Origin of the sequence: Nocardia sp. alder85J (assembly GCF_020176955.2) — a bacterium.
Taxonomy (GTDB): Bacteria; Actinomycetota; Actinomycetes; order Mycobacteriales; family Mycobacteriaceae; genus Nocardia.
The window spans coordinates 215,699-241,121 of the sequence record NZ_JAIUCZ020000009.1 but is presented as its reverse complement, the minus strand read 5'-3'; the positions used below and the strand labels follow the sequence as shown (position 1 = coordinate 241,121).

Below are 25,423 nucleotides of genomic sequence, written 5' to 3'. Positions count from 1 at the left end.
GATTTCCCGATGGGAAACACCATCCCGCTGGTCCGCTCCCGCGATCAGCTGCTCCGCTTGCGCGATCTGCCCGGCACCGTTACCTTGTGCGTTACAGCGTTTCCACTACCGAAACGGAGCAGCTATGGACTCCCGGTATCTCCGTACGGTGCTGGCGCAATGGGCCTCCGGTGTCGTCGTGGTCACCACGTGCACCGAGGAGGGCGGCCACCACGGTATGACCGCCAGTTCATTCACCAGTGTGGCGCTCGATCCGCCGCTCGTCTCGGTATGCGTGATGTCGCAGAGCACGACCTGCCGGTTGATCCGCAGCAGCGGCGTCTTCGCCGTCAACGTGCTCGGCAGCGACCACGAGGAGATCGGGCGCCGCTTCGCCGGCCCCGCCGCCGACGACCGCTTCGCGCTCGGCGACTGGGACGTCGCGACCACCGGCACCGCCGTCCTCACCGACGCGGTCGCCTGGATCGACTGCGTGGTGGCCGCGTGCTACCCCGCCGGCGATCACACCATCGTGCTCGGGCTGGTCCAGGACGCGGCCACGCCGCGCCCGGCCGCCCCGCTCATCTACCACGATCGCACCTACCACGAGGGGATTGCCCGATGATCGGAGAACGACTCGTCGAAGACATGACCACGCCGGAGCGCGAACGCGCCGAACGCGTCGAGTCCGTGTTGCCGACCCTGCGCGAGTGTGCCGAGGAGGCCGACCGCACCGGCACCTTCCCCGCCTCGCACGTCGCACTGCTGCGCGAAGCGGGGCTGCTGGGACTGGTGGTGCCGGAGAAGTTCGGCGGGCTCGGCGGCACGCTGCGCGATCTGGCCGCGGCCACCTTCGCCATGGGCACCGCGTGCCCGTCCACCGCGCTGGCCTTCTTCTTCCACAGCACCAGCGCCTCGCGCGGACTGCTGCCGCTCGAGGCCATCGACGCGGGGCTGTTCGCCGACAACGAGATCCCGGCGGTCCGCGCCTTCGCCGAGAAGGTGCTGACCCGGATGGCCGACGGGATCTGGCTGGCCAACTTCGCCTCCGAATCGGTGAAGACCGCCGGCGCCAACATCACCATCGCGACCACCGCGCACAAGGTGGACGGCGGCTGGATCCTCAACGGGGAGAAGTCCTTCGGCTGCGCCACCGGCGTCGCCGACTACTACCTCACCTCCGCCAAACTGGAGGGCTACGACACCGCCGAGGGCCTGGCCACCTTCTTCGTGCCGCGGGACGCGCCCGGGGTCGGGGTACGCGCGCCCTGGGACGGGCTGGGCATGCGGGCCACCGCCAACAACGGCATCCGGCTCGACGACGTGTTCATCGCCGACGACGAGGCGCTGGCCGTGCCGGGGGCCTTCACCAAGATGCTCACCCAGAGCCGCGGCAGCTTCGTGGGCAATCAGCTGGCCATCGCGGCGGTGTACACCGGTTGCGCACAACGGGTCTACGACGAGATCCTCACCGCGACCACCACCCGCACCTTCGCCGACACCGGCGAGCCGATCGCCTCCTCCCCCGTGCACCAGCTGCTGTTCGGTGAGATGACCCGCAGCCTGCAATCGGCCTACCTGTGGCTGCGGTACCAGCTGGCGGTGGAGACCGCCGAGGTGCCGTTCAAGTCGAAGTCCGAGGTGTTCGCGCAGTGGCGCCTGGGCAAGGGCGCGGTCACCGAGGCGTGTTTCCAGGTGGCGCTGGGCGCGCTGAAGGCCGGCGGCACCTCGGCGGCGTCGATGTCCGGGGTGGTCGGGCGATCCTTGCGCGATCTCGCGATGGGCCTGGTCATGACCTTCCCGGCCGAGCGCGGCATGCTCGAGGTGGCGCGCATCGTCACCGAGTCGCGCGCCAACGAACTGTTCGCCACCGCCCCCGAGGAGGCGGCCCGATGACCGTCGAACTGCCCGAGATCCGCGATCTCGTCGACGGCGAATGGGCGACGCCGAGCGTGGATCTCGGTGTGGCCCTGGAGGATCCGGCCACCGGAGCCCCGGTGGCCCGGGCCGTCGCGACCGCACCGGAACGAGTGGACCGCGCGCTGGCCGTCGCGGACGCCGCCGGCGGGCGCATCGACGCGGATCTGCTCGAGACCATCGCCGACGCCCTCGACACCCAGGTGGCCCGCCTGGCGGACCTGGATTCCTTCGCCACCGGCGTGCCGGTGACCCAGACCCGGCCGCTGGGGGTGATCGTCGCCGGATCGTTCCGGCTGGCGGCCGCCCAGCTGCGCGCGGGGGCGCTGCGCGAGGACCGCGACGGGGTCGAGGTGCACCGGCTGCCGCTGGGCCCGGCGCTGGCGCTGGTGCCCTGGAACGCGCCCGCGCCGATGGCCGCCCACAAGGTCGCCAACGCGCTGGCCGCCGGATGCCCGGTGATCCTCAAGGTCAGCGAGTTGACCCCGTACAGCGCGACGCTGCTGGCCGGGGTGATCGCGGAACATGTGCCCGCGGGCATGTTCCAGCTGGTGCACGGTGGCGTCGCCACCGGCGTGCGGCTGGTGGACGACCCCCGGATCAAGGCCGTGTCCTTCACCGGCGGAGTGGCCGGTGGCCGGGCGGTGGCCACCGCCTCCGCGCCGTTGTTCCGGCCCTGCCAGCTGGAATTGGGGGGCAACAATCCGCTGGTGGTGCTGCCCGACGCCGACACCGACACCGCGGCCCGGGTGGCCGCCGAACTGCTCACCACACTCAACGGTCAGTGGTGCCGCGCGCTCGGGCGGCTGATCCTGCCCGCGGCCCGCGCACCCGAACTGCTCGAGGCGATCGGCAAGCGCCTGGAAGCGCTGCGGGTCGGGCCGCCTCTGGACGAGCACACCGAATTCGGGCCGCTGGTGCGCTCCCGGCACGCCGCGGCGATCCGGGCCGCGGTGGCGCAGCGACCGCACCGCGATTTCGGCACGGTGCCCGAGACCGGCAACTACGTCACTCCCACCCTGCTCGAGGGCGATCTCGCCGACGAGATCTTCGGCCCGGTCGCCGGAGTGGTCACCTACGAACGGCCGGAGGACATCGTGCAACTGGCCGATGCCGTCCCCTACGGCCTGGAGGGTTATGTGTGCGGCGCCGACACCGAATTCGCGCTGGCCGTGGCCCGGGGCATCCGCGCGGGCGAGGTGAAGGTGAACGGGTCGTCGATCATGAGCCTGCACCTGATGACCCCGCGCCCGGCGTGGGGCGTGTCCGGGCTGGGCGAGGAGGGCACCGCGGAAACATTGCGGTTCTTCACCGGCGCCCGGGTGGTCGGCATCGAGGGGCGTTTCGCCCTGCACACGTCATGAGCACCGTCGTGATCGCCGGGGCCGGACCGGTGGGACTCACCGCGGCCCTGGCGCTGGCCCGGCGCGGCGTCGATGTCACCGTGCTGGAACAGGGTCCGCGGCTGGCGACCGAATCGCGCGCCTCCACCTTCCATCCGCCGACGCTGGAGATGTTGCGCGAACTCGGTGTGGTGGACACGCTGCTGCGGGCGGGCCTGGTGGCCGAGACCTTCCAGTACCGCGAGCGCGGCGGCGACGCCATCGCCACCCTGGACATGGGTGTGCTCGCCGGTGACACGGCGTTCCCGTACCGGGTGCAGTGCGAGCAGAGCAAGCTCACCCCCATCCTGCTCGACGCGCTGCCCGCGACCGCGCAGGTGCGTTTCGATCACGCGGTGACCGGTGTCGAGACGGGGCCGGACGGTGTCGCGGTGTCCACGAATCACGGTGTCGTGCGCGGTGATTGGCTGATCGGCGCCGACGGCGCGCATTCGGCGGTGCGGCACGGCATCGGCGCCGGATTCGACGGCAGCACCTATCCGGGCCGTTTCCTCGTCGCCTCGGTCGACGAGGAGCTGACCGGTGTGCTGCCCGGTATCGCCCCCATCAACTACGTCTTCGATCCGGACGAATGGCTGGTGCTGCTGCGCACCCCCGACCACTGGCGGGTACTGCTGCCCACCGCGGGCGACACCCCCGACGATGTCGAATTGCGGCGGCTGCCCGAGCGTTTGACGCGGGTCGCCGACCTCGGGCGGCGCTGGCGCATCGCGCACGCCACCCTGTATCGCGTGCACGAGCGGGTCACCCCGGATTTCCGGCTCGGCCGGGTGCTGCTCATGGGCGATGCCGCGCACGTCAACAATCCGCTCGGCGGGCTCGGCATGAACAGCGGCATCCACGACGCGGTCCGCCTCACCACCGCGCTGGCCGACGTGCTGGCGGGCGCACCGGAACGGGTGCTCGACGACGCCGCCCGGCAGCGCCACACCGTCGCGGTGGAACACGTGCAGCGCACCAGCCGCGCCAACTGGTCGCATCTGCACGGCCACGACGAGCGCTATCGGCAGCAATTGCGCACGCTGGCAGCCGATCCCGTGGCCACCCGGGCACATCTGCGCCGGGCCTGCCTGATGGATTCGCTGGAGACCACGGCATGAGGATCCAGCGGGAGAATCCGGCCCGCCCGCGCGAGATCGTGGGGTCGGTCCCGGTCACCCCGGTGACGGCCGTGGACGAACTGGCGCGCGCCGCCCACGGCCGTGCCCGCGGCTGGTCCGCGCTGCCGTTGCCGCAGCGGCTGAACCGATTGCGTTCCGCGGCCGCCGAACTGGCCTCGGACGCCGACGAACTGGCGGCGCTGCTGGCCCGCGAGAGCGGCAAACCGATCGCCGACTGCCGCGGCGAGATCGGTTTCGCCGCACGCTATCTGGAGTGGGTGTGCGCGCACGCGGCGGCGGTGTACGGCCCCACCGAGATCGACGACGCCGAGGGCCGGCTCACCCTGACCCCGCGCCCCTACGGGGTGATCGCGGCCGTGACGCCGTGGAACGCCCCGGTGATCCTGTCGGTGCTGAAGCTCGGCCCGGCGCTGGCGGCGGGAAACACCGTGCTGCTCAAGCCTTCCCCGCTGGCGCCGCTGACGGTCACGGCGGTCGCGGAGCTGCTGCCGGAGACCACGGTGCTGCACGGCGGCGCCGAACTGGTGCAGGCGCTGGTCGCCCATCCACTGGTCGGCAAGGTCGCCTTCACCGGTGGTGACGCCGCCGGGCGCAGCATCGCCGCGGCGGCCGGGCAGGCGCTGACCCCGGTGGTGCTCGAACTCGGCGGCAACGACCCGGCGGTGTTCCTCGACGATTTCGCGCTCACGGCAGACGATTACGAGCGGCTGGTGCTGGCGTCGTTCGCCACCTCCGGCCAGGTCTGCATGGCCGCCAAGCGGTTGTACGTCCCGCAGCACCGGGCCGAGGAGTTCCTCGACGCGTATGTGGCCGCGGCCCAGCGGATCCTGCGCATCGGCGACCCGTGCGAGGACGACGTGACCATGGGCCCGGTGGTGAACCGGGTTGCTGTGGAACGCATCTCGGCGTTGGTGCGGGACGCGGCCGCGCGCGGCGGCGAGGTCGTCACGCTGGCCCGCGGCCCCGGCGGGGACGGATACTTCGCGGACGCGGTCCTGGTCCGCACCCCGCCGGACGACACGCCCCTGGTGAGCACCGAGCAGTTCGGGCCCTCCGTGCCGCTGCTCACCTATCGCACCGAGGACGAAGTGGTGTTCCGGGCCAACGATTCCGTGCTCGGGCTGGGCGCCTCGGTGTGGTCGGCGGACGAGGACCGGGCCTTCCGGTTCGCCGCCCGGCTGGAGGCCGGATTCACCTTCGTCAACACCCACAACCGCACCGGCATGTCGCTGCGGGCGCCGTTCGGGGGCATCAAGCGCAGCGGTTTCGGCCGCGAATACGCCGAGGAGGGGCTGCGGGAATACGTGCAGACCACGGTGACCCATGCGCCGGGAGTGTTCCGGCCCGGCGGCGCCGGACTGCCCGCCCGCGCCTACCCCGCCGCGCAGTCCTCGTAGCGCTACCCCGGTTGCGCAGCGGCGAGCCTGCCGAATTCCGGCGAGCCATCGGCATCACGGCGCTGAGCCACCGGAGTCGCGGCGGCGGTGAGCCACCGGCCGGCGGCGGCTGTCCCGGACCGCGCGGGGTCCGGGACAGCCGCCGTATCCGTTCCGGTGCGGGTGAGGTGGGCGGCGGCGCTGCCACCCATCTCACCCATCCGCGCTCACCGATTGGTCAGCGGGATCTCGATACTGATCGGCATGTGCAGTTCGGACACGTACCACAACACGAATTGCCGCAGGAATTCGTCGAACATCCAGGCGGCGTCCGCACTCGGCGGAATCGCCCCCTGGACGCCCTCCTTCACCGCCACGAACGGTCCCCAGGCGACCTGCAACAGCGGGCTCCAGACCGGCTCCCGCGGAATCTGGAGCCAGTCGGCGACCCGATCCCCGAGGATGAACCGGGTGAACGCGCCCAGAATGGGTGCGCTGAGCAGCGACAGATCGAGATCGAATCCCAGATCCAGCAGTTTGTGCGCGAGGTCGACCCCCTCCGCGGTCGGCGCCAGGATCGGATCCAGCACCTGCGTCGCCTGGGAATTCGCCTGGTCCCACGACGCGGGAATGTACTCGTCCCGGATGCCGATCAGGTGGCCCGCCAATTGCCAGCTGTGCAGATAACCATCGGATTCGGCCGGCGGAATCACCACGTGCCACGCGTCGAAGGTCCGCATGATGGTGGTGGCCAGGCTGTGCCAGGTGACCATCAGATCGTTCTGGCTGATCGGTGTGGTGTCGGCGGGCCAATGCGGCGACTGCGGCAGCAGATGCCGCACCGCCGCGTGGATCATCCTGGTCTTGACGCAGGTGACGATCATTTCACCGTCGGGCGCATAGGCATTGACGGTGCCGATGTCGTAGCCGAGCTTCGCGGTCTTGGCGATGCGGTCCTTCAGATGCGATCCGCCGCGCGAGTAGTACACCGCGAGCGCCTCGTGCGGGATCACCGTGGACATCATGCCGCTGGCGAACGCGTACAGCACGCCGAGATAGGTGCCGCGCTTCTGGGTGAAATCGAATGACGCGGCCAATTTGCCCTGATCGGCCCACGACGGCAGTTGCCGGGCCGATTCCATGAAGTCCCGCAGATTGTTCGGCAAACCGTCCGGAATCGGCTGCCCGTTGCGGGTCCAGGTCCCCAGCAGCCGATTGACGGCGGGCACGTCGGCGTGGTCCATCACATCGGCGATCACCGCGTCCGCCTCGGGATCGAACAAGGTCAGCGGATCGGCCCCGTTGCCGCTGCCGACCACCGAACCCTGCGGTGACCACGACCAGGGTTCGGCCCGTGCGGTTTTCGCCATCACCGCGAGTGCACCGACAGCTCCCAGGAGGCCGCCGCCGGCCCGGAATGCGTCACGTCTGCTGAGTCGGTATGCGTCCATGCCACTGTCCCTCTTCTTCGAGTCACAGATACAGAGATACATTCTCTGCTTCTGAGTATCATGATGACACCACACTGTGGTTGCCATCACAAGATGTCGGCGGGATTCCCGGAACCGGGCCGGTCGGCGGCGCGAGCGGGCACGGCGGCAGCGTCGGCCCGGCAAATGCCGCCCCGGACCGGCCGGCACGGATGGCCGGAAAAGTACGAGTAAGGAGCGACCGATGAACGTCTGGAACCTCGTCCAGAATCTGCTCAACCAGTTGGACCTGGGGTCCGCCGCGGCCGCGGCGCCGATATCGTCGGCCGCGGGGATTTCCGCGTAGGTTCGGGTATCGAACCCGCGGCCGGCGCCGGATCACCCGCGCGGCGGCCGCGGATCTCCCGGCGCCGCATCGGCTCCACGGCCGGCAAACGGCCGGTGGATCGGCGGCATCCGGGCCGGGTCCTGGTGGTCGTCACAAGTGTTGCCGTGTCACCTTGGTGGAAGCAGGAATTCGACGGCAGGAGGAGAGCATGGCGGACGCGGTGACGGATTCGGATGCGGGGTCGTTGCTGGCGCGCGCCTACAGTGACGCGGTGGGGCAGGTCGACGAGACCGACGGCATCCGGTCCAGGCTGCTGGACGCGGCCTACGAACAGTTCTGCCGGATGGGTGTCCAACGATCCACGATGGAGGACGTCGCGCGCCGGGCGAATCTGTCCCGGATTACCGTCTATCGGCGTTTCACCACCAAGGACGCCCTGGTGGAACAGGTTATCCTGCGCGAATTCCGGCGCTATTTCGATCAGTTCCTGGTGGACATCCGCGATGCCCACACCGTGTCCGACCGGGTGGTCGTGGGTTTCGTCAGCTCGCTGCGAGCGATCCGGGGCAATCCGCTCATCGGCGGACTGCTCGCGGCCGAACCGGACCGGCTGGTCATCTCCCTGATCGGCGATCAGGGCCGGACCGTGGCCGCGGTGCGGCAGTTCGTGGCCGGGCGGCTGCGCCGCGAGCAACGCGCGGGGCAGATCGACGCCGGCGTGGACACCCAGGTGGTCGCCGAGCTCATGGTCCGGCTGTGCGCGTCGTTCCTGACCATCCCCAGCGAGGTGATCGATCTCGACGACGACGCGAGTCTGGCGGATCTGGCCCGCCGCTTCCTGGTACCGCTGCTGCGGGTCGCGGACTGATCCGGCCGTGATCACCTCGGCCGTATCGCTTCGGCCGCGGTGATACGGCCGAAGTCGGGGCGGCCACCGCACGAGTCGGTGGCCGCGTCACGAGATCCGCGACTACGGATCAGCCGAAGCTGAGCGGAACCGCGGCCAGGATGTTGTAGGGATCGGTCAGGCTGGTGACGGCGATGGTGCAGGCGCCGGCGGACGCGGTGCAGTCCACGCCGCCGACCGAGCCGACCAGGGTGATGCTGCCGGCCCGCAGATAACCCGAGCCGTCGGCGTTACCGAGCAGCGAACCGCCCAGGTTGCAGTCGTTCGGGCCGGAGATCGAGGCGGTGCACTGCCCGACGGCCACCTGGGACAGGTTGGGCGCCAGGCCGCTGACCGCGACACTGACGCTCTGCCCGACGGAGACCCCGCCGGTCTGGCTCGCCTGCACCGAGGCCGCCTGCGCGGTGGCGCTGCCCAGCAGAGCGAACGCCGCGGCGGCCGCCAGCAGCGGGCCGATCCGAGTTCCGATTCGAGACATGTTTTCCTCCTTGGGATTTCACTACATGCGACGTTGCGATGGGAACTACAGCCGACGCCGATCGGCGAAGGCGGCTCCGGCGACGACGGCGAGCAGGCCCGCTGTCACCGACCACAGCGCCACCGATGGACCCCGGGTCTCGGGGGCGGCGGACGCGGTGGTGCCGGCGGCGGTGGCGGCCGAAGTGGTGGGCGGCGCGAAAGTGGCGCCGGTGAAGGCCATCAGCGTGATGGCGGTGTTGGCGGTGATCACCGCGGCAGGTTCGGTCCCCGGCAGCGGCGCGGCGGCGACCTCGCACTGCTGTTTCAGGCAGTCGATCGCCTTGAACTGCGGATGCAGCGTCAGCGTGAGGGTTTTGAAGGTACCGTCGGCGGCGATGTTCACGAATCCCGCGCCCCCGTTGAGATCACAGTCGTTGAGCCCGTTGGTGTAGCCCTGCCGGCACAGCCCGACGGCCACCGCCGCCAGACCGGGCTGGAAACCGCTGCCGCTCACCGTGACCCGCTGCCCGTCCGCGAGCCCGGTGGTGGCGCTGACGTGCAGCACCGCCGGTGCGGGCGGCTCCGCTCCCGCGGGTGCGGCGGCGATCGCAGTGGCAGCGGCAAGTGCGACGGCGGCGAATGCGACAGCGCCGCGGCGGATTACGCGAATCATCACGCGCCTCCTTCGAGGGAGAGTTCGGTGGGGACGGTCCCCGGCCGGGTCGCGTCACCGGTGTGGGTGACCGGCGCAGCGGTTTCCGCCCGGGAGACCGCGCCCGGCCGGGTGACGAACGCGGCGGCGGCCAGCACGGGCATCGCGGCCAGCGTCAGCGCCGCCCCGTCACCCCACACCTGCCGCAGCCCGGCCACAGCGGCAAGACCGACTCCGGCACTGATGGCCGGAATCAACAGCGGGAGAAGATGGTTCGATCGTTCATCGAGTCGGTCCGCCGAGGTGACCGCCCAGGCTCGCACGGCGGCGGTCACGGTCAGCGCAATGCCGACGGTGGCCTGCCACGCGCCCGGCGCGGTGGCGACCAGTACCGGTCCCCCGGCGGCCAGCACCAGCAGCGGCGCCGCGGCCACTCGGCGCGTGCCACCGGCCGCCGACGCGACCAGCACCGCGGGAATCAAGGCGACAGCCAGGTAGCGCGGCTGATCGGCATCCAGCACGGTCCACCGGAACAGCAGCAGATGCAGTGCCGGCAACACCGTCGCACCGACCGCGAATCCGGCCGCGGCCCGGACGATCCGGGCCCATCCAGGTTCCGCCTCCGGGACCGCTGCCCCCACCGCGACGGATGCCGCCGGGGTGGCAGCCGCCGGTTCGGCAACACCGGAATCCGGTGGCGCCACAGCGTCGACAGGCACCGAATCGCCCGAGGAAGGCGACAGCACACCGGGCTCGGCGGTCGCGCCGGAGCCGGGAGTGGACACGGAATCCGGTGGCGCACTCGGGGCCGGATCGCGTAGTGCCAGGCCCAGTCCCGCGAGCAGTGCCACCGTACCGGTGGCCAGCAGCGCCACCCCCGGGTAGCGGGTGCCGGCCGCGGCCAGAGCGGTCCCCACCAGCACACCGACCGTCATGGCGATCCGGAAAGCTCTGGGCCTGTTCACCACTCGCGCGGCCTGGATCAGCGGGCCGCCGAGGGCGCCCGCGAGCAGTACCCCGGTGAGCAGCGCCGGGACCACCGCGATCGCGCCGGCGGCCACGATTCCCACGCCTGCGAGCAGCGCTAGTACGCCGATACCACGGCCGGTGCGCGGCGGTAACCAGCGCCGGGCCACCACGATCGCCACACCGCCGAGCACCACCGCGGTCGCGGCGATGTAGCCCACCACCGCACCGGGGAGTCCCGCCCGGCCCGCGAGGGCCTTGCTCAGCAGCACGATCCCGACGCCCGCCGCGGGGCCGGCCGCCGCGGCGGCGAGCAGCGGCAACCAGGCGCCACCACGGCTACCAGGGGATTCGGCGGTGAACGGCGGCGGGGTGGACGGGGTGGCTCCTGTTCCGGCGGATGCGCTCGGTGTCGTCATCTCTCACCTCCAGCCCCGTGTTTCTCAGACCGAAACACGGTTTCGCAGTTGCCATATTGAACCCGGACCACGGATGAGTGTCAAGCGCGAATGCGCACGTAACAGCCTGGAAACAGGCATTTTTCACCCCGGACGGACGCCGGGTCGGAGATTTACCCGCCCGCTGGACAGATCCGCGACATCGGTACAGAATCGCACTTATTGGAAACAGCGTTTCGACCTCCGAAACGCTCTCACCCAGGAGGTGCGCGTTCATGACGCGAGTCGCCGCCGCCCAACTCGCCGCAGGCACCGACGTCGCGGCCAACCTCGACGCCTGCCTGCGCCAGATCGATGCCGCGGCGACCGCCGGAGCCGAGTTGGTGGTGCTACCCGAGTTCTGTAACCACCTATCGTGGTACACGGATCGGTCCCACGCGCACCGAATGGCGTGCCGGTTCGGTGATCCGTTCCTCACCGCGGTGGCCGAACGGGCCACCCGGCACCACATGTATGTGAAGATCGGCGTGACGCTGGCCCACGACGACGGCGCCACGACCGGCGCGAGCCTGCTGTTCGGACCGGACGGCGAGCTGCTCGGGCAGTCGCACAAGCAGATCCTGATGGGTGCGGAGAACAATCATCTCCTGCGCGGGGATTCCGATTCGGAGATCATCGACACACCGCTGGGCCGCCTCGGCCTGTACGCGTGTATGGAGGGGGTGATCCCCGAGGTGGCCCGTTCGCTCGCGGTGCGCGGCGCGCAGATCCTGTTGAACAGCCTCAACTCCTTCGCCACCGACGAGGCCGGTCTGCACATCCCGGTCCGCGCCGCGGAGAACAAGGTGTGGGTGGTGGCCGCCAACAAGATCGGCCCGCTGCTGCCGGTGGACCTGCTGCCCGAACTCTCGGTCCGGCTCGGCGTCCCGGCCGACCGGCTGTACGGCGCCGGGGAGAGCCAGATCGTCGCCCCCGACGGCACCACGGTGGCCCGCGCCCCCGCGACCGGCGAGGCGCTCGCGGTCGCGGACATCGACGTCGAACTCGCCGACGACAAGCGCCGGCCCGACGGCACCGACGTGCTGGCCGCCCGCCGCCCGCGGCTGTACACCCCGCTGCTGCGCGCGTCGGGCGTGCGCGCGGCCCCGGCCGGCGCGGACACGCTGACCGTCGCGGCGGTGCTGCCCGATCCGGCGCAGATCGCGGCCGCGGCCGCCGAGGGTGCGCTGCTGATCGTGACGGCGGAGCCGGAAACGGCTCTCGAAGTGCCGGATATCATTGCCGCACTCGGCGATTCACCGGCTCACGTGGTGACCACCGACGCAACGGGCACCGGGCTGCTGATCGGCGCGGACGGCATCGTCGGCCGCCAGCCCCGCCTGCACCGCACCGGCCGGTACCCCGCCCCGGGCACCGGCCTGGAATTGTTCGAATTACCTTGGGGCCGACTGGCACTCGTGGTCGGCGACGATGCGCTGTTCCCGGAGTCGTTCCGGCTGGCCGTGACCCAGGACGCCGATGTGATCGCCGTCCCGCACACCCCGGCCGAACCCTGGGAGATCCGGCTCGGCCTGCCCGAGCGGGCCGCCGAGAACCGGCTCAACATCGTCGCCGCCGGACTCGACGCGGCGGGCGGGCTCACCGCCACCGTCTGCGCGCTCAGCCCCGACTTCACCCTCTGGACCACCTGGCAAGGGCCGTTCACCGGCCGTATCAGTCATCCCGACCTCGTCACCGCGCCGCCGGGCGCCTCGCGGCTGCTCAGCACGGTCCGCCCGGCCCAAGCGGTCAACCGCACGGTCTCCCGCGGCACCGATCTGGTCGCCGGGATTCCGCCTGCCGCACTCACCGCCCTCACGCGGGAACCCGCCACCGCCACCACCGAATCGGAGCTGCCATGAGCGAAACCCTGCAACACGTCGAGCAGATGGTCGACGAGAACCCCAGAACCGATGTCAGCGAGATCTTCGGCGAATGGCAGGAGATGCTGGCCGAGTTCAAGAGCCGGATCGACGCCCGCTTCGAACTCACCCGCGACGCCTCCACCGCCGATCTGGACACCTACGGTGATCCGGCCACCGGCCCGTCGGGCAGCCTCGCCGCCTACAGCGGGCCCGAGATCGACTGGCTGGTGCACTCCTGGATCGGCGATCCACGGACGGGTTTCGTGAACATGCACCTCACCGCGTGGCTGGGCCCGCAGGTCCGGGTGCCGCACCTGGGCTCGGCGCTGCTGCTGTGGCCGCAGGGCTGGTTCTACGTCGACGGCGTGCCGCGCGGCGACCTGGTCGGCGACGGCGACTACTTCGACCGCTACTACGCCGAAACCGACGAGCCCTGGCTGACTTTCAAGCAGGACCACCCGGACTTCACCTGGTTCACCAGCCGCACGGGCTTCATCCGGGCCAGCCTCTCCCCCACCGCCTACTGCTACTCCTTCCCCACCACCCGGCCCAATCTGGACACCGTGCGCGAGGTGCTGAGCACGACCGTGGACCGCTGGCTGGGCTGGGTCGACGCCGCCGAACCGGTTCCCGCGGAGGAACAGGCCGCGCTGGCGGAGCGGGATCTGCGCATCCGCCGCAACATCGCCGAACGCGATCCGGCGAATGTCATGGGCGAGCGCATGTTCGGAGCCGAGCTCACCGCGCGCCTGGTGCGCGCGCTGTGGGGCGGCGACCGCGTCTCCCCGAGGCCGGTGGGCTGATCATGGAACTCGTTCGCTCCCTGTGGTGGTCGGCGCGCACCGACGGCGAAGCCCCGTTCGACACCGCCCATCTGAAGGTCTACTACCCCGCCGTGGTGTCCGGCACCGACGCCGAGCGCCTCACCGGCGTCTTCGCACCCGACCCGGCCGGGGCCCCGTATCCGGTGGTGATCTTCCTGTCCGGGGTCAACGTCGGCCAGGACGCCTACCGGCGCTACGCCTGCGAGATCGCCGCGGCCGGTTTCGTGGTCGTCACCTTCGACCGGGTCGCCGACCTGTTCGGCGGGCAGCGCGGGATCACCCCCGGCGTCGATCTGGCCGCCGCCCGGCCCGACGCCTACGGCACCCGGCCCACCTGTCCCACCATCACCGCCGTCCTCGCCGCCGTCGCGGAACTCAACGAGGCCGAACCCCTGCTCGGCGCACTGGATCTGGACCGCATCGCCCTCGGCGGGCATTCCGCGGGCGGGACCGTGGTGCTGCAATCGGCACGGTTCTTCCCCGGGGTGCGGGCCGTGTTCGCCTGGGGCGCACACACGATGGTCGCCACCATGCTGGGCTGGGATCCGGGTACCGTGCTGCCCGCGCAGGTCACCTGTCCGGTGCTGCTCGGCGTCGGCAGCAACGACGGCGTCATCCAGGGCAGCGCCGACCGCTACGGCGAGACCGGCGACGAGGCCCGGCCCGATCCGGTGGCCCGCACCTTCACCGAGGCGCTCCCCGACGGCGATCACCTGCTCGCGGTCGTGCCGGGCGCCAACCACTTCGGCATCGCCGACGCCGACCCCACCGCGGCCCGCGCCTTCCTGGACGGCCCCGCGGAGGCCGCGGCCCTGCCCCCGTTCGCGCGGCTGACGACGCTGTTCCTGCGCACCCACCTGCTGGATTCGGCATCGGCGCGCGCGGAGCTGGCCGGCTTCGACGACGGCGTACTGCTGAAGCGGCACTGAGGAGGATCGCTGTGCTGAAGAACTTCTGGTACGCCGTCGAATTCGCGAGCCGGGTCGGCCGCGAGCCACGCCGAGTCACCTGTCTGGGCCAGAACTTCGTGCTGTATCGCACCGAAGCCGGTGTGGTGACCTGTCTTTCGGACCTGTGCGTGCATCGCGGCGGCGCGCTGTCGATGGGCACCGTCTCCGGTGACGTGATCACCTGCCCGTATCACGGCTGGCAATACGACAGCGGCGGGGTGTGTGTGCGCATCCCGGCCAACGCCCCGGAGCGCACCATCCCGCGCAAGGCCCGGGTGGACGCGTATCCCACCGTGGAACGCCACGGCATGGTGTGGGCCTTCCTCGGGGATCTGCCCGAGGAGCAACGCCCGCCCATCCCGGAGATCCCGCAGTGGGAGGATCCCGCCTTCAAGGCCGTCGAATACGAGATGGTGGTGGACGCCAACTACGAACGCACCTTCGAGAACGTCGCCGACGCCTCGCACACCCCGTTCGTGCACGGCACCGCGTTCGGCAATCCGGACCGGCCACAGATCCCGGATTACGAAGTGCGCCAGACCGAGTGGTCGGCGGAGGCGGACATCCAGATGAGTCCGCCGCCGCCGAAGGGACTGTGGGGCCTGCTGGCCAAGCGCCGGCCGCGCGCGGAGTACGTCACCGTCACCAACGGCTGGTACCTGCCCAACGTCGTGAAACTGCACGTGCGGCTGCCGATCGGCGATCTGATCCTGTACGACTTCAACATCCCGCTGTCCCAGGACCGGACGCTGGTGAAGATCCTCGGTTTCCGCAGCTTCTTCACCGGCGCCTGGGCCGACGGCAACACCAAGAAGCGCATCGAGAAGATCCTGCTCCAGGACCGCCCGGTGGTGGAATCGCAACGGCCGGAACTGCTGCCGTTCGATCTGGCCGACGAGCTGCACGTCCGCAGCGACGCCTTGCAGATCGCCTACCGCCGCCGCCGGGCCCAGCTGATCGAACAGGGCTGGTGGGTCGGCGATTCCGAGGTCGTCACCGGCGACGGGCCGCATCGCAGCGCCACCGTCATCGCGTCGCCGGTGCGGCGCGACAACCCCGAACTGGCCAGCGCCTGGGTGCACAAGGCCCGCAACGGAGGAACCCCGCAATGAGCCTGCCCGCCGCGCTCAGTGAGCGCACCCTCGAAACACTCTCCGGCGCACTGGGTTCGGCCGTCGTCACCGACGAGCCGCTGACCAGCGCGATGTCCCCGGACCCGGTGGGCCGGCTGCGCGTGCTGCGCGGCGGCCCGATCGACAAGCTGGTGACCGTCGACCTGGTGGTGCCGCCGATCGGGCTGGACAGCCACATGATCTTCGCCTTCACCGACAGCGATTCGGCCGTACCGCATTTCACCCTCGACTCGGTGTACGGCGGGGAGTACTACGCCATGCACCTGGACCTGATCCCCCGGGCCGACCTCGCGGTCGAGCTGGAATACCTGGACGCGGTGTTCCTCCCGCTGACCCCGCTGCTGGACGGCGCCTGGCAGGTCGAGGGCATCTCCGCGGCGGCCGTCGGCCCCCGGCAGCGCGCGATGATGTCGCCGTGGATGCTGGTGTGCCGCGCCACCGAACCGGCCTTCACCGAACTCGCCACCACCGTCGACGCCTACCTGCGGCACTGGCTCACGCTGGTGGACAAGGGCGTTCCCGCCGTCGGCGCGGACCTGCCGGCCCGCGATCGCGCCAACCGCGCGAATCTGTTCAGCCCACAGGTGGATCCGGTGTGGGCCCAGGTCACCCGGCTGCTCGGGGCCGAACAGTCCGAGCGGGTGCGACAGGAGCTGGCCCAGTGAGCACCGAGGCAGCGCCGAGTTCCGGCACGGATGTAGCACCGAGCGCCGTCGCGGCGGCAGTGCCCGGTGCGGGCAGCGACGCGGCGACCGGCCCGGACACCGGTGCCGAGCCGAGCCACTGGCAGCAACGCATCACCGGGGAATGGGTCGGCCGCCCTTCGCTGTTCGACGCCGAGGGGGTCTGGCACGGGTTCGAGGACATCCGCCGGTCGTCGGTGTTCGAGGACGGGCGGACCATGTACTACATGGACGGCGGCCTCACCGGCGGCGGGAGACTGGCCGGGCGCTATGCCCTCGGCGCGTCGTTCGCGTTCGGCGTCGTCGACTCCGACGGCGACCGCATCTACACCGGGCCGGACTTCTTCGGATCCGGCCAGCCCTACGGCGGATTCGTGGACGCGCACTACTACGGCCCCGGCTGGCAGGTGTCGCTGAACACCTGGAACCAGACCGTCGGCGACACCCAGGTGTACTCGTCGGTGCTGTCGCAGGGACCGGCGGTGGTGGGCGTCTTCGACGGCGTCTACACCCGCGACCCGGACCTGGTCGACGAGCGGATCGCCACCGAAACCCGCTGCGGCGCCGTACCGTTCACCCTTCCCTCCAAGGAACCCACCCGATTCGCCGGTGATCTGGAGGTGTGGGGCGTCGATCAGACGCCGATCGGCAAGACCCGGATGGTGCTGGCCGTCACGCCGCACAGCCTGATCACCGCGGAACACCACGTGACCATGTCCGGCGCGCTGGACGCCGGCACCCGCGCGGTCGTCCGCCGCGACGGCACCCGCTGGTTCCACGAGGGCCCCGATGTCTGGGGAAACGGAACCGCCTACGGCCGTGCGCATTTCGTGCGCATGCATCGCACCGACGGCACCCGGCTGGTGGGCCGGGAGTTCATGATCGACGCCGAGCCGGGCATGGGCGCGGGCAGCACGCTCGCGGTGGTCTACCAGATCTTCGAGCACAATCGCCTGGCGACGATCGTGCACGGCGTGCTGGAGCGCGAATGACGACGCCGGCGGGCCGGATCGTCGCCGTCACCGGCGGCACCCGCGGCATCGGCCTGGGTCTGGCGCAGGCGCTGCTCGCGACCGGGCATCGGGTCGCGGTGTGCGGCACCGATTCCCAACGGGTGGCGAAGATGGCCGCCGAACTCCCGCACGCCCTGGTCACCACCGCCGACGTCACCGATCGCGACAGCCTGCAACGGTTCTGGGACGCCACCGTGGACCGCTTCGGCGGCGTGGACGTGTGGATCAACAATGCCGGGGTCTCGCACACCCGGGCCCCGGTCTGGGAGCTGTCCGAGTCCGAGACGCGAACGGTGGTGTCCACCAACCTGATCGGCGTCCTCAACGGCTGCGCGGTGGCGATCGCGGGACTGGCCGCGACCGGCGGCGGGCACGTCTGGAACATGGAGGGCCTCGGCAGCGACGGCCGCACCGTGCCCGGACTGACCGTCTACGGCGCCACCAAGCGCGCCGTCACCTATCTGACCAAGGGCCTGGCCCGCGAGGTGCCCGCCGGGGTGACGGTCGGGCTGCTCAGCCCCGGCATGGTCGTCACCGATCTGCTCACCGGCGGCTACGCCGACCCCGAGGAACAGGCCAAGGCGCGCAAGGTGTTCAACATCCTCGCCGACCGGGTGGAGACCGTCACCCCGTGGCTGGCCGAGCGCGCGGTCACCCGCACCCGCAACGGCGAGCACGTGGCCTGGCTGACCACCGGCAAGGTGATCGGCCGCTTCGCCACCGCCCCGTTCCGCCGCCGCGACCTGTTCGCGGAGATTCCCGAATCCTGAACTCCCCGAGGAACCGTCATGCCCGATGTGCTCGGCTGGCGCGCCAAGTTCGGCGTGCTGGCACCGTCCACCAACACCGTCGTGGAGCCGGATTTCGCCCGCCTGGGCGTGCCCGGTGTCACCACCCACTTCGGCCGCATCCACATCCGAGACCAGAACATGGGTGACGACGCCGGCATGGGCCGGCTGCTGGACCAGATCCGCGCGGAGATCGTCGCGGCGTGCGAGCGGGTGCTGACCTGCGAACCGGACTACATGGTCATGGGCATGTCCGCCGAAACCTTCTGGGGCGGTGTGGAAGGCAACCGCGCCTTCGTGAAGCAGATCAACGACGTGACCGGGCTGGAGGTGGCCACCGGCGCGGAGGCGTGCCGGCGCGCGCTGGAACTGTACGGGGCCACCCGCATCGGCGTGGTCACGCCGTATCAGCCGGTGGGCGACGAGAACGTGGTGCGGTTCTTCGGCGAACTCGGCGTGAAGGTCGGCGCGATCAAGGGATTGCGGTGCCCCACCGCGGTTTCCATCGCGCACGTGACCGAGGACGAGTTGCGCAGGTCGCTGCTCGAGGTGGACGGTGACGACATCGACGCCCTCGTGCAGTGCGGCACCAACCTGTCCATGCTGCGGCTGGCCGACGAGGCCGAGCGCTGGCTCGGCAAGCCGGTGATCGCCATCAATGCCGCCACCTGGTGGATGGCTCTGCGCGACAACGGATTCACCGACCGGATCGAGGGCGCGGGTGGGCTGTTGCGCGACCACTGAGCCCCCGCTCGGCGCCCGTCCGGCCGTGCCGGACGGGCGCTTTCGCGTCGCACTACTGGTGGGTCGGGTCGAGCCAGCGGCCGATGGAGGCCGAGCGCACCGGCTCGATCAGCCGCGGCGCCAGCGTCTGCGGGAACTCCGGCCCCCAGTTGGTGGCATCGCCGGTCATCACGACCTTGGCGTTGTCGGTGTACCAGTCCACCAGATCGGCGTCGGAGCGCAGCAGCCAGGTGCAGCCCTGTTCGGCGTCGGCGGTGAAGTCGCCGTGCCGGATGAACGGCGGCCGCCAGAAGTAGGTGCCCGGCCACATCGTGCCGAAGTTGTACTCGAAGCCGCCGTCCAGGCAGTAGGCCTCCTCGCTGCACGGGTGGTGTGCCAGTGGCACTTCCCGCCAGCCCGGCTTGGCCTTGATCAGCCGGGTGTAGAAGCCGGTCTTCTCGTCGCGGTGCAGCAGCTTGATGTAGAGCCCCGGCACCGGGGTGCCGCCGAGATCGAAACGCATGGGACTGCCGTCCTTCACGTCGATCCACGGCATCTCGCTGGAGTCGAGGATCACCAGAACCTGGTCGGGGCGCACGGTTTCGCGATCGGCGTCGGCGAGTTCGAAGGCCCAGTCCGCGCCCTCGCGGAACAGCAGGATCTCGGCGCCCTCGGTCACCGTCAGCGCCGGGGTCCACACCCCGATCGGCGCGGTCCAGTAGCCGCCGGGCCCGAGTTCGGTGTCACCGATGGTGACCCGGCCCGACAGCACGTACCACTCCGTCTCGGCCGCGTGCACCCCGGCGGGACGGGACCAGTCGCTGGTGAACAGCACCTTGAGCGAGGCGGAGCCGTCCTCCTCGTCGTAGCTGAGATTGCGCTGGCGCGCGGTGCCGGTGGCCTGCTCGAACTCGGCCAGATGCCAGATCAGGTCTTTTTCATCGATCAATTCGACATGCGGACGCATGGATCCTCCTGGAGGAGTGTTGATTTACGCTACGAAATGTATCGCTTACCAATAAGCGCTGCAACCTGTACTGTTTACTCCGTGAACAGACCCGGACGTCCCGCGGGCCCCGCCGCCGACACCGCCGAGATCGTGCTCACCGCCGCGCTCGAGCTGATCCTGACCGAGGGCGCGGCGGCGCTGACTCCGCAACGGCTGCATGCCATCACGGGCGTGGCCCGCACCACGATCTACCGGCACTGGCCCATGCCGCGGGACTTCCTCGCCGCCCTCATCGAGGTCGCGCCGCATCCGGCCGCCGCACCCACCGGCGATCCGGTCACCGATCTGCACGCCGAGGTCGATATGCTCTGTGATCGCTTGCGCGACAAGCCCGTTGCCGCCTTCCTGCGCGCGCTGATCACCGCATCGGTCACCGACCCGGCCTGTGCCGATCTGCGCCGCCGCTACGTCGAGGACCTGCTGGCGCCCTTCCATCGCGGCGTGCGCGCCCTCGGCGTGGAGGACGAACTCCGCGCCGCGGAGACCGCCAAGTCCATCGTCGCCCCGCTGCTGGTCGACACCCTGCTGCTGGACCTGCCCGTGGATCCCGCACGCGCTCACCGCGCGGTCGCGGATGCGCTGGCCCACGCCACCATTCCCCCGTCCTGAACCCACCCCCGCACCACCAGTGAGGATCCGATGACCAATGCCGTGGGCACCCGAGCCGTCTTCGGCGTGATCGTGCCGAGTACCAATACCGTTGTCGAACACGACTATTGGCGATCGGGAATTCCCGGCGTCGCCTATCGCGCGGGTTCGATGTACATCCCGGATCCGGTGATGGGCGACGACGACGCCTTCCGCGCCCTGCTCGGCCAGATCCGCGCCGCCATCGACACCGCCGTGCGCGACGCCCTCACCGCCGAACCGGACCGCATGGTCATGGGCATGTCGGCCGAGACGTTCTGGGGCGGCATCGAGGGCAACGCGGCCTTCGAACAGCGCCTGCGCGACCGCACCGGCCTGCCGGTCACCACCGGCGCGAGTTCCTGCCGCGCCGCCCTGCACGAACTGGGCTGCCACCGCATCGCCGTGTTCTCCCCGTATCAGCCGGTCGCCGACGTGGAGGTGGGCCGATTCTTCACCGAGGCCGGCTTCGACGTGGCCGCCATCACGGGCCTGCGCTGCCCGACCGCGATGGATATCGCCCGCGTCGAGAACGACCGCCTGCGAGCGATGGTCGCCTCGATCGACGGCCCGGACGTGGAGGCGATCGTGCAGGTCGGCACCAACCTGTCCTTCGTCGCCCTGGCCGACGAACTGGAACGCGAACTCGGCAAACCGGTGATCGCGATCAACGCCGCCACCCTCTGGCACGCCCTGCGCGAACACGGATTGGACGACCGCGTCCAGGACGCGGGCACCCTGCTGCGCGACCACTGACCACCTCACCACCACTGCCCCCGGTTGCGCCACCGCACACCGACGCCGGGCACTTCCCACCGCACACCGGCACTGCGCAGCACACACACCGGCCTGCGAGATTATGGAAACTCTGTTTCGACATACGAAACACATAGGCAACCAACCCGCCCGGCTCAGCACATATCGTCGGCGCATACCCCACCACGCCGTTCCGTTCACGGAAACAGCCTGTCCCCCCACTGGAGTCGCGATGCCCCTCCGACGTTCCTGCCTGATCGCCGTGGCCGCCGCCTGCCTCGCCGGTCCCCTCGCCGCGCTACCCGCCACCGCCGCACCCACGGCCCTGCCCGGCGCGATCGACCTGCCGTGCGCCGGCGCGACCCGCCACCAGAACGCCGACTGGTACCTGCCCGACGGCGTCCCGCGCGGGCTGGTCTGGGTGCAGCACGGCTTCGCCCGCGCCGACGGCAACGTCGCCGCCCTCGCCGAAACCCTTGCGAGCGCGGGCTATCTCGTCTTCACCCCCAGCCTGCCGTTCTTCGACCCGGCCGGCTGCACGCTCCAGAACCTCGGCGACAACACCCCGTTCCTGGATCAGGTGGCCCGGCTGTTCGGCACCGCCGACGACCCGTACGGCCCGCTGGCCACCGCGCTCGCGGCCGCGGCGGCCCAGGCCGGTCGCCCCGCCCCCGCACTGCCACAGCGGATGGTGTTCATCGGCCATTCGGCCGGAGCCGAGGCGGCCGAATACGTGGCCCACCACCTGCACACCGACTACCCCGCCCGCTGGCCGGACCTGGCCGGCCTGATCCTGCTGGATCCGGTGAAGTCGTTCCTGGGCAACAACACCGATGTCGCCCTGACCGATCTGGACCGCACCCCGCTGCCGATCCTGACCGTCGCCGGTCCACCCTCACCCTGCAACAACTTCGGCACCGGAACCACGGCCGTCCAGACCCTGCTGCACCGCGACTTCGTCGGCGTCCGCCTACCCACCGGCGTGCACACCGACGCCGAGGGCGCCAGCAGCGACGCCCTCGGCGAATTGATCTGCGGCACTCCGCAATCGGCGAACGTGTCGATCCTGCAACACCTCGCCACGGACTGGACCGCCGACTTCTTCGACGGCACCACCACTTCGATCGACTATCCCACCGGCACCCCGGGCACGATCCCGGCCGCCGCAGGCGCCCAGCCCCTGCGCGGAGCCGCCTGAACCACTAGCTCTCCGGCGGCACGTGGCCGTGCGCATCGCCGTGCCCGTGGACATCGGCGTCCATGTGGCCGGAATACCCACCGTGGTCGTGGCCCGAATGCTCGTGCCCGCCGTGGTCGTGCTCGTCGTCCGGCGACCCACCCATCATGCGCAGCATGGGGATTCCCCCGGTCCGCGTGAACCGCAGCACGAGAACCGCTGCGAGCACCAGGAATACGATGTTCAGCCAGGTGGTGTAGTTCCACCGGATCCCGTCGGTCATCACGGTGGCGTCGCGCTCGGTGGGCGTGAGTCCCACTGCCCCGAACAGGATTTCGACCAGATATCCGGCTCCGGCCATGGCCGCGTAGAAGGTGCCGAGGATGACCAGCGTCATCCGGGTGCCGTAGTACTTCCGGTAGATCCCGAGGATCGGCAGGATCAGCAGGTCGGCAAAGACGAACGAGACCACTCCGCCGAAGCTGATGCCCCCGTTCCACAGCACCGCCGCCAGCGGCACGTTCCCGATCGAGCAGACGAAGGCCGCGATGGCCACCAGCGGTCCGACCAACGGCCCCCACACCGCCGACAGCATCGGATGCCCGTCGAGAAACAACGACTGCCAGAACGCGTCCGGCACCCACGCCCCGATCGCCCCGGCGATGAGCAGCCCCAGCACGAGATCGCGCAGGATCGCCGCCCACTCCATCACGAACACGTGCGCGACCGCGGTGAAACCCGGCCCCGACAGCAGCCGCCGCCGCAACGAACCCTCCTGCGCGACCGCCATGTCCATGGCCGCGTGCCCCTCCATGGATCCGGCCACCCCGCGCTCGGCCTGCACACGAGCCGCCGCCACCAGCCGCGACCGCACGAAGATCCGGAACAGCAGCGCCACCAGCACGATCATGATAGGCCCGCCGACGAATTCCGCGGCGGTGAACTGCCAGCCCAGCAGCAGCGCCAGGATGATGCCCAATTCGACGACGAGGTTGGTCGAGCCGATCTCGAAGGCCATCGCCGCGGTGAAGTTCGCCCCCTTGCGGAACAGTGAACGCGCCAGCGCCACAGCGGCATACGAGCACGACGACGAGGCCGCCCCGAGCCCGGCCGCCACGGCCAGCGTCCGCGGCCGATCATCACCCAGCAGCCGCACCACCGTCGATTTCCGCACCACCGCCTGCACCACGGCCGACAACAGGAACCCGAGGATCAGCGCCCAGAGAATCTCCCAGGTCATCGTCCCCGCCAGGGACAACGCATGCCCGATCGCCCGCATCCCGACTCCCTTCCGCTCGCCGCACCGGCCACTGCGGCCGCTCGCCAGAATATACCCCCATGGGGTATATGGCGAGGAAGGTCCGCCCGGGCGCCGAGCCGAGTCGGAGATCCGGCACGCCCGAGGCTCCGGCACGGCACGACGGACATCCGACATGACGGCAGGCAGCCGATCACCTCCGGCACCGGCACACCCTGATGCCGCCCGCGCTCGGCCGCCTTACGAAGCGCCGAGCTGGGCCCCGGTTCTCTTGCCCGACTTCAGGACTCGCTTCGCCCGCTCGATCAGCGCGTCCAGACCGGCGTCGAAGACCCGATCCTGCACGCCGCCGAGCGAATGGCCCTCCCGCACGAGCCGGGCCAGCGTCGGCATGGTCTCGGCGTCGAGCGGGGCCGCCGGGTGCCGGCCCTGGGCCGCGTCCAGCTTCTCCTTGCGTTCCAGCATCGCGAAACCACGGCTGTGCATGGACAGCGTGGAGTAGGTGTCCAGCGCGTCCTCCGCGGTGAAACCGGCCTCGATCAACGCCTGGACGATGTTCTCGAGCCGCTCGAAGGCGATGCGGCCGGGATGCTCACCATAGTCGGCGGCATTCATCACCAGCAGATCGCACAGCACGGGATTGTCGCGGAACAGCACGCGCATCGCGACGAAGTGGTCGCGCAGGCGTTCGTGCCAGGAGCCGGCGCCGGTGAACGGCAGCGCGATCTCGTACTGCTCCAGCGCGCGGTCCCGCATCGCGTCCAGCAATTGATCCTTGCTCCGGAAGTACCAGTAGATGCTGGTCACGCCGACGTCCAACCGCCGGGCGAGCTCGGGCATGCTCAGCTTCTCGACCGAGACCTCCGCGGCCAGCGCGTAGGCCCCGTTGACGATCTCCTCCGGGGTGATCGAACCGCGTTCCCGCCGCTGCCGCCGCGGTTTCCGGGTCGCACTCGCCTCTCGCGACACAATCTCCCTTCCCGTGACGGGTTCCGTATTCCCGCAGGGTAGCAGGCGGAATCCACGATCACTTCGCCCTGCGCGGAGATGCCGATCACTGCCGCGCGGTCATTCGAGGTGCGGGCGACCGGCGCTGCGGCAGTACTCGACATCGGTCACGGGCCGGGCCGGATCCACCGCGGCCAGCGCGCGCGCCTTGAACGCCCGCGCCGCCAGGCTCAGCGTGTGCGCGACCGGCTCGGTGCGGGAGTCCAGCTCGGCGGGACACTCCGGTCCCCACAGCGTGACCTCGTGCCTGCCGCCGTCCAGACAGGCGAGCACCCAGCGCCGCACCCGCTCGTCGGCGGCGTACACCGCCGCCGACACCGCGAACGCGTGCGGCACCACCTCGGGTTCGCGCACGGCCATCGCGCTCGCCAGGTCGACCACGGTGGCGCCGAGGATCCGCAGCGGCACCGAGTTCGAGGTGTCCGCGACCAGCGCGGTCACATCCCATCCGGCCATGCCGCGATCGAACAGCCAGCCACCGGCCAGCGCGGCGATCTCGGTGGCGTCCTGCGCCACCACCGCCAGGCGATAGCGCAGAATGTGCTGGCGCGAGCGGGCGATCGAGCGATCGAGCGGCAGCACGCCCCGATCCTGAGTGTCGAGTGCGAGTACAGGCATCGGAATCTCCTCGGTG

General features: G+C 70.4%; 25 protein-coding genes and 1 pseudogene. 17 read left to right on the top strand and 9 right to left on the bottom strand.

Features of this window, described 5'->3' with window-relative positions:
* Window positions 1-124 precede the first annotated feature (124 nt).
* From LBW94_RS31410 to LBW94_RS31390, 5 genes are read left to right on the top strand one after another with little or no spacing between them, the layout of a single operon-like run.
* Complete coding sequence (locus LBW94_RS31410; protein WP_225061982.1) at window positions 125-604, top strand: flavin reductase family protein; 480 nt, start codon at window positions 125-127, stop codon at window positions 602-604.
* Window positions 601-1,875 (top strand): acyl-CoA dehydrogenase family protein, encoded by a 1,275-nt coding sequence (locus LBW94_RS31405; RefSeq protein WP_225061983.1) that lies wholly within the window; start codon window positions 601-603, stop codon window positions 1,873-1,875. Before LBW94_RS31410 ends, LBW94_RS31405 begins: the two co-directional genes overlap by 4 nt.
* The gene (locus LBW94_RS31400) at window positions 1,872-3,260 is read left to right on the top strand and encodes an aldehyde dehydrogenase family protein (protein WP_225061984.1); all 1,389 of its coding nucleotides are present in this window, start codon (window positions 1,872-1,874) and stop codon (window positions 3,258-3,260) included. The genes LBW94_RS31405 and LBW94_RS31400 overlap by 4 nt, the downstream gene beginning before the upstream one ends.
* Entirely contained in the window at window positions 3,257-4,399 is a 1,143-nt protein-coding gene (locus LBW94_RS31395) for an FAD-dependent oxidoreductase (protein WP_225061985.1), read from the top strand. Before LBW94_RS31400 ends, LBW94_RS31395 begins: the two co-directional genes overlap by 4 nt.
* A complete protein-coding gene (locus LBW94_RS31390; RefSeq protein ID WP_225061986.1) occupies window positions 4,396-5,817 on the top strand; it encodes an aldehyde dehydrogenase family protein in 1,422 nt (473 codons plus the stop codon). Before LBW94_RS31395 ends, LBW94_RS31390 begins: the two co-directional genes overlap by 4 nt.
* Before the next feature lie 2 nt (window positions 5,818-5,819).
* On the opposite strand, the gene LBW94_RS31385 is transcribed toward LBW94_RS31390, so the two are convergent.
* Window positions 5,820-6,017, bottom strand: a complete 198-nt coding sequence (locus tag LBW94_RS31385) for a hypothetical protein (protein WP_266272603.1) — start codon at window positions 6,015-6,017, stop codon at window positions 5,820-5,822.
* 6 nt (window positions 6,018-6,023) lie between these two features.
* Window positions 6,024-7,247: an oxygenase MpaB family protein gene (locus tag LBW94_RS31380; RefSeq protein ID WP_225061987.1), complete on the bottom strand. Its 1,224-nt coding sequence runs from the start codon at window positions 7,245-7,247 to the stop codon at window positions 6,024-6,026.
* Between the two features lie 515 nt (window positions 7,248-7,762).
* Here LBW94_RS31380 and LBW94_RS31375 point away from each other — a divergent pair.
* A complete protein-coding gene (locus LBW94_RS31375) occupies window positions 7,763-8,422 on the top strand; it encodes a TetR/AcrR family transcriptional regulator (protein ID WP_225061988.1) in 660 nt (219 codons plus the stop codon).
* Between the two features lie 109 nt (window positions 8,423-8,531).
* On the opposite strand, the gene LBW94_RS31370 is transcribed toward LBW94_RS31375, so the two are convergent.
* The 3 genes from LBW94_RS31370 to LBW94_RS31360 are packed head-to-tail and all read right to left on the bottom strand — an operon-like array spanning window position 8,532 to window position 10,957.
* Window positions 8,532-8,939, bottom strand: a complete 408-nt coding sequence (locus tag LBW94_RS31370; protein WP_225061989.1) for a neocarzinostatin apoprotein domain-containing protein — start codon at window positions 8,937-8,939, stop codon at window positions 8,532-8,534.
* Between the two features lie 45 nt (window positions 8,940-8,984).
* Entirely contained in the window at window positions 8,985-9,593 is a 609-nt protein-coding gene (locus tag LBW94_RS31365; RefSeq protein WP_225062009.1) for a neocarzinostatin apoprotein domain-containing protein, read from the bottom strand.
* Window positions 9,593-10,957: a hypothetical protein gene (locus LBW94_RS31360; protein WP_225061990.1), complete on the bottom strand. Its 1,365-nt coding sequence runs from the start codon at window positions 10,955-10,957 to the stop codon at window positions 9,593-9,595. The genes LBW94_RS31365 and LBW94_RS31360 overlap by 1 nt, the downstream gene beginning before the upstream one ends.
* Before the next feature lie 254 nt (window positions 10,958-11,211).
* On the opposite strand from LBW94_RS31360, the gene LBW94_RS31355 reads away from it, so the two are divergent.
* From LBW94_RS31355 to LBW94_RS31320, 8 genes are read left to right on the top strand one after another with little or no spacing between them, the layout of a single operon-like run.
* Window positions 11,212-12,837: a nitrilase-related carbon-nitrogen hydrolase gene (locus LBW94_RS31355; protein WP_225061991.1), complete on the top strand. Its 1,626-nt coding sequence runs from the start codon at window positions 11,212-11,214 to the stop codon at window positions 12,835-12,837.
* Window positions 12,834-13,643, top strand: coding sequence for an oxidoreductase (locus LBW94_RS31350; protein WP_225061992.1), 810 nt, complete (start codon window positions 12,834-12,836; stop codon window positions 13,641-13,643). Before LBW94_RS31355 ends, LBW94_RS31350 begins: the two co-directional genes overlap by 4 nt.
* A 2-nt stretch (window positions 13,644-13,645) precedes the next feature.
* Window positions 13,646-14,593 carry an alpha/beta hydrolase family protein gene (locus tag LBW94_RS31345; RefSeq protein ID WP_225061993.1) on the top strand — a complete coding sequence of 316 codons (948 nt, stop codon included), beginning with the start codon at window positions 13,646-13,648 and terminating at the stop codon, window positions 14,591-14,593.
* Window positions 14,594-14,604: 11 nt separating this feature from the next.
* Window positions 14,605-15,726, top strand: a complete 1,122-nt coding sequence (locus LBW94_RS31340; RefSeq protein ID WP_225061994.1) for an aromatic ring-hydroxylating oxygenase subunit alpha — start codon at window positions 14,605-14,607, stop codon at window positions 15,724-15,726.
* Window positions 15,723-16,412 (top strand): hypothetical protein, encoded by a 690-nt coding sequence (locus tag LBW94_RS31335; protein WP_225061995.1) that lies wholly within the window; start codon window positions 15,723-15,725, stop codon window positions 16,410-16,412. Before LBW94_RS31340 ends, LBW94_RS31335 begins: the two co-directional genes overlap by 4 nt.
* A complete protein-coding gene (locus LBW94_RS31330; RefSeq protein ID WP_225061996.1) occupies window positions 16,409-17,422 on the top strand; it encodes a hypothetical protein in 1,014 nt (337 codons plus the stop codon). Before LBW94_RS31335 ends, LBW94_RS31330 begins: the two co-directional genes overlap by 4 nt.
* Entirely contained in the window at window positions 17,419-18,213 is a 795-nt protein-coding gene (locus LBW94_RS31325; protein ID WP_225061997.1) for an SDR family oxidoreductase, read from the top strand. The genes LBW94_RS31330 and LBW94_RS31325 overlap by 4 nt, the downstream gene beginning before the upstream one ends.
* A gap of 18 nt (window positions 18,214-18,231) precedes the next feature.
* A complete protein-coding gene (locus tag LBW94_RS31320) occupies window positions 18,232-18,975 on the top strand; it encodes an arylmalonate decarboxylase (protein ID WP_225061998.1) in 744 nt (247 codons plus the stop codon).
* A 52-nt stretch (window positions 18,976-19,027) separates the two neighbouring features.
* On the opposite strand, the gene LBW94_RS31315 is transcribed toward LBW94_RS31320, so the two are convergent.
* Window positions 19,028-19,921, bottom strand: coding sequence for a DUF4437 domain-containing protein (locus LBW94_RS31315; RefSeq protein WP_225061999.1), 894 nt, complete (start codon window positions 19,919-19,921; stop codon window positions 19,028-19,030).
* Window positions 19,922-20,002: 81 nt separating this feature from the next.
* On the opposite strand from LBW94_RS31315, the gene LBW94_RS31310 reads away from it, so the two are divergent.
* The 3 genes from LBW94_RS31310 (at window position 20,003) to LBW94_RS31300 (ending at window position 22,544) form a co-directional block, all read left to right on the top strand.
* Complete coding sequence (locus tag LBW94_RS31310) at window positions 20,003-20,572, top strand: TetR/AcrR family transcriptional regulator (protein ID WP_225062000.1); 570 nt, start codon at window positions 20,003-20,005, stop codon at window positions 20,570-20,572.
* A 30-nt stretch (window positions 20,573-20,602) separates the two neighbouring features.
* A complete protein-coding gene (locus LBW94_RS31305; protein WP_225062001.1) occupies window positions 20,603-21,346 on the top strand; it encodes an arylmalonate decarboxylase in 744 nt (247 codons plus the stop codon).
* 232 nt (window positions 21,347-21,578) lie between these two features.
* Window positions 21,579-22,544: an alpha/beta hydrolase gene (locus LBW94_RS31300; RefSeq protein WP_225062002.1), complete on the top strand. Its 966-nt coding sequence runs from the start codon at window positions 21,579-21,581 to the stop codon at window positions 22,542-22,544.
* A gap of 88 nt (window positions 22,545-22,632) precedes the next feature.
* Here LBW94_RS31300 and LBW94_RS31295 read toward each other — a convergent pair.
* The 3 genes and pseudogenes from LBW94_RS31295 to LBW94_RS31285 form a co-directional block, all read right to left on the bottom strand.
* Window positions 22,633-23,802: pseudogene (locus tag LBW94_RS31295) on the bottom strand (permease); the annotation flags it as partial.
* A gap of 219 nt (window positions 23,803-24,021) precedes the next feature.
* Window positions 24,022-24,750, bottom strand: coding sequence for a TetR family transcriptional regulator (locus LBW94_RS31290; protein ID WP_225062003.1), 729 nt, complete (start codon window positions 24,748-24,750; stop codon window positions 24,022-24,024).
* Window positions 24,751-24,849: 99 nt separating this feature from the next.
* A complete protein-coding gene (locus tag LBW94_RS31285) occupies window positions 24,850-25,407 on the bottom strand; it encodes a hypothetical protein (protein ID WP_225062004.1) in 558 nt (185 codons plus the stop codon).
* Window positions 25,408-25,423: the final 16 nt, after the last annotated feature.